The 3,479-nt window shown below is 69.2% G+C and carries 3 protein-coding genes; all 3 read right to left on the bottom strand.

Annotation, left to right across the window (positions count from 1 at the left end; translation table 11 throughout):
- The coding region (locus tag AB0J09_RS59840; protein ID WP_360712560.1) for a lyase family protein at window positions 1-811 on the bottom strand (811 nt) is incomplete at its 3' end.
- On the bottom strand, window positions 808-2,544 hold the full coding sequence (locus AB0J09_RS59835) for an NAD-dependent malic enzyme (RefSeq protein ID WP_360712558.1): 1,737 nt from the start codon (window positions 2,542-2,544) through the stop codon (window positions 808-810). The genes AB0J09_RS59835 and AB0J09_RS59840, both read right to left, overlap by 4 nt.
- Window positions 2,545-2,785: 241 nt before the next feature.
- Window positions 2,786-3,479, bottom strand: a 694-nt coding sequence (locus AB0J09_RS59830; RefSeq protein WP_360712555.1) for a family 1 encapsulin nanocompartment shell protein, incomplete at its 5' end; no start/stop codon positions are given.

Here is a 3,479-nt window from a genome sequence, read left to right as displayed (position 1 = left end):
GCCGCCCGGTCAGCTCGGCGATCTTCTTGGCCACCTGATCGCCGAAGCCGGGCGGCGCGTTCAGCCCGGTGCCGACCGCGGTGCCGCCGATCGCCAGCCGGTACAGCCCGGTACGGGTGCGCTGCAGATGGTCGATGGCGTCGCCGAGCTGGGCGGCGTAGCCGGACCACTCCTGGCCCACGGTCAGCGGGGTGGCGTCCTCCAGATGGGTACGCCCGATCTTGACCACGTGCTGCCACTCGCGGCTCTTGCGGGCGGCGGCGTCGCGCAACCTGGCGGCGGCGGGCAGCACGTGGTCGTCGATGGCCTGCGCGGCGGCGATGTGCATCGCGGTGACGAAGGTGTCGTTGGACGACTGGCCCATGTTCACGTGGTCGTTGGGGTGGATGGGGTCCTTGCTGCCCAGACGCCCGCCCACCAGCTGGATCGCCCGGTTGGAGATGACCTCGTTGACGTTCATGTTGGACTGGGTGCCGGAGCCGGTCTGCCACACGTACAGCGGAAACTCGCTGTCGAGCTCGCCGCGGATGACCTCGTCGGCGACCCGCTCGATGAGGTCGGCCTGCCATTGGGGCAAGCGTCCGTCATGGGCGTTGACGATCGCGGCGGCCTTCTTGATGTAGCCGTAGGCGTGGTAGACGGCCGTGGGCATGCGGTCGTTGCCTATGTCGAAGTGGATCAGCGAGCGCTGGGTCTGGGCGCCCCAGTAGTGATCGGCCGGGACCTCGATCTCGCCGAGGGAGTCGCTCTCCGTCCGGGTGCCGGTGGCCCGCAACCCGATCGGCACGTCGCGGACGCGGGGCGCGCTCATCGTCCGTTCCCGTGGATCGGGCGGTACTTCGGCTGCCACATGGCGTCTTGGACCTGCTGGATGGTGTTGCGCAGGGTGGTGCGGGCCAGGTGTTCCTCGGCGGCCCGGTTGGCGACGGCGACGGCGACCGTGGCTGAGACCTCCCTGAGGTTGTCCACCTGGGGCAGCAGGGACGCGCCCGGGGCCGAGACGTCGACCAGGCCGCTGACGGCGTCGGCGGCCGCCTGGAACATGCCGGGACTGACCCGGCGGGCACGGGAGACCACGACGCCCAGCCCCAGCCCCGGGTACAGCAGGGCGTTGTTGGCCTGGCCGATGACGTAGGTGACGCCGTTGTAAGTGATCGGCTCGATCGGGATGCCGGTGGCGATCAGCGCTCGGCCGTCGCTCCAGCGGATGAGGTCGGCGGGCATCGCCTCGATCCGATCGGTCGGGTTGGAGATCGGGAAGATGACGGGGCGTTCGACGCCCGCGGCCATGGTGCGCACGATCTGTTCGGTGAACGCGCCGTGGGCGGTGGAGGTGCCCAGCAGCATGGTGGGCTTGACGCGTGCGACGACTTCGGCCAGCGAGATGCCGTGCTCGTCCTTGGCCCAGTCGGCGACCTCGCTGCGCGGTCGGGCGTAGGGCTGCTGGAAGTCGCGCAGGCCGGTCATGTCGTCGACCAGCAGGCCCTGCTTGTCGATGGGCCAGATCCGGCGGGTGGCGGTGTCGTGGTCCAGGCCGTCGCGGATCATCGCATCGCGCAGTTGGTCGGCGATGCCGATGCCGGCGGTGCCCGCGCCGAAGATCACGATCCGCTGGTCGCGCATCGGGGTCCTCGACACCTTGACGGCGCTGAGCATGGCGGCCAGCACGATGGCACCGGTGCCCTGCATGTCGTCGTTGAAGGTGCAGATGCGTTCGGTGTACTTCTCCAGGATCCGCCGGGCGTTGGACGGGCCGAAGTCCTCCCAGTGCAGCAGGGCGCCGGGGAACATCCGGGTGGCCGTGGTGACGTAGGCGTCGATGAAGTCGTCGTAGCGCTGCCCCCGCACCCGGGCATGCCGGTTGCCGACATAGGCGGGGTCATTCAGCAGCGCCTCGTTGTCGGTGCCCACGTCCAGGGCGACCGGGATGACCCGGCCAGGGTCGATCCCCGCGGCGGCCGTGTAGACGGCCAGTTTGCCGGTCGCGATGCCGGCCCCGCCGCCCACCCCCCAGTCGCCGATGCCCAGGATCTCCTCGGCGTCGGAGGCCACGATCAGATCGACGTCGTCCGGCCCCACCTGGAGGCTCTTGAACGCCCGTTCGATCCCGCCCGGGTCGTCGATGGACAGGTACACGCCCCTCGGACGCCGGTACTCGTGACTGTAGGACCGGATCGCCTCAGCGACCGTCGGGTCGTAGACGACGGGCAACATCTCCCGCAGATGATCGCTCAGCAGCCGGTAGTAGAGCACCTCGTTCCGGTCCCGGAGCCCCTCCAGGTAGACGTTCTTGAGCAGGTTCGTCGGCTGGCGCCCGTACTGCACGTACATCCGCCGTACCTGCTCATCCAGCGTCTCCACCACCGGTGGCAGCAGCCCGTCGAGCCCCAGCTCGGCCCGCTCCTCCGGCGAGAACGCCGTGCCCTTGTTCAACAGTGGCTCCCGCAGCACGGCCAGCCCTCGCAGGGACGTCACATAGCTCCCGTCCGGCTGCTCGGCGAACATCAGGCTCGGCAGATCCGGCTTCCTCTTCCCCGGTGACATGGTCATCCTCCTTCGAGCAGCCATCACCCCCGGAAGTCCGGCGCCCCGGTTCAAAGTGCGAAGCCGCGCTCGCTCACACGCTTCCCCGGTCAAGCACGTAGACGCTGAGCCGCAGCCAATGACTGTCCTTGGGGCCGACAAAGGACGAATTACGGAAACGACGTGGGAAGCAGTCCGGCCTTGGGGTGTCCCCCGCGCCCGCAGCGGCCGCCCGACCGGAAACCGGCCTATCGACAGGCCGTCACGTCGCCGGCAGCGTCACCGCGGCCTCGCCCGTGTAGACCAGGAAGGTCAGTGTTTCTTGGAAGTACAACTCGACGCTCGTGGTGTCGTGCGCCAGGTAGCCGATCGAGATGTCCTGTCCGATGTGCAGTTCGAAGTCTCCGCCGCGGGTGGACAGCAGGAACGCGCCGTCGATCGCGGGGGCCCAGATGATCTCGCCGTCGATAAGACGTGCGATGTGGTCGAGGATCGGATAGCCCTCATCGGTGGTGCCGCTGACAGCGGTGTAGGCATCGGCGCCGAGCGCCAGCGTGTACGGGCCCTCGACGCCGGCCAGGCGCAATGCGGTCACCGCCTTGCTGATGGCGCCCGGATAGTCGCGTACGTGGGCCGGGAGGGTGACGGCCGGGTTGGAGGAACCGGCGCGAATGCCGGTGATGCCGGCTTGTGTGTATCCGTGGAAGATCGCGCGGTCTTCGGCGACGGCGAGGCGGCGGGCGGCGTCCTTGACCGGCTGCCAGTCGGCGTCCTTGGCGCCGCGTTCGACGCTGTCGACCTGTTGCCGGTCGACGGTGAAGGGCACGCGCAGTTCGACGATCGGCTGGTCGCGGCGTGCATGGGCGATGACGCCGTCGGCCGGAGGGTCGATGGCCTGGAGATGCCCGGTGCCGACTCCCGAGAGCTCGGCTCCTCGCGGGCCGACGACATCGACG

Origin of the sequence: Nonomuraea sp. NPDC049784, assembly GCF_040659615.1 — a bacterium.
Classification (GTDB): domain Bacteria; phylum Actinomycetota; class Actinomycetes; order Streptosporangiales; family Streptosporangiaceae; genus Nonomuraea.
This window is presented reverse-complemented; position numbering and strand designations above follow the sequence as displayed.